Raw genomic sequence first — 700 nt, forward strand, 5'->3', positions numbered from 1 at the left:
CCCGCCCAGCGCCCCCGTCACCGCGACGAGGCCCGTCACCCAGAGGCGGCCCGTCACCGCGACGGGGTCCGTCATCGCCGGTGCGGGCGCGCTCGCGGCGGTTCAGTTCTGCCGGCCGAAGGCGTCGCCGCCGCCGAGTTCGGCGAGCAGGTCGTTGCAGGCCTGCTCGCACTCCCGGCAGGCCTCGGCGCACACCCGGCAGTGCTCGTGCATGTCCGCGTGGTTCTCGCACTCCGTCGCGCAGGCCCCGCAGACGGTGGCGCAGGCCTTGAGCAGGGTGCGCAGGGTCTCCGGCTGGTGGCCCGGGCGCCGGGAGAGCACGGAACCGGTCGCCGCGCAGATGTCGGCGCAGTCCAGGTCGCTGCGGATGCAGGCGGTCAGCTCCGCGACCGACTCCTCGGACAGGCACGCGTCCGCGCACGCCGTGCAGGCCTGCGCACACTTCACGCACGCCTCGATGCACCGGGCGAGGGTCCTGCCGTCCAGTTCGCTCAGGTCGGCCGGATGGGTCCGCAGCATGTTCTCGACGGTTGACGCCATGAGCGCTGCCCTCCTTGCTGTGCCGTGGCCGGGGGCGCTGGTCGGCCCGCCTGTGGGGAACCGTCGGCACAGGTGGACGGGTAGCACCCGGCGGGCGGTACGAAACTGCCCGCCGGGAGCCGAACGAGCGCGAACGGCCCGAGCGGCCCCGAGCCGCTCG

General features: G+C 74.6%; 1 protein-coding gene. It reads right to left on the minus strand.

Annotated elements, in window-relative coordinates; translation table 11 throughout:
• Window positions 1-102: 102 nt before the first annotated feature.
• Window positions 103-540, minus strand: coding sequence for a four-helix bundle copper-binding protein (locus tag ACYVE9_RS29585; RefSeq protein WP_461030948.1), 438 nt, complete (start codon window positions 538-540; stop codon window positions 103-105).
• Between the last annotated feature and the right edge of the window lie 160 nt (window positions 541-700).

The sequence above is a fragment of the Streptomyces sparsus genome, from assembly GCF_054776295.1.

Coding starts and splice junctions, on each gene's coding strand:
- ACYVE9_RS29585 (WP_461030948.1), bottom strand. CDS start 540: ATGGCGTCAACCGTCGAGAACATGCTGCGGACCCATCCGGCCGACCTG.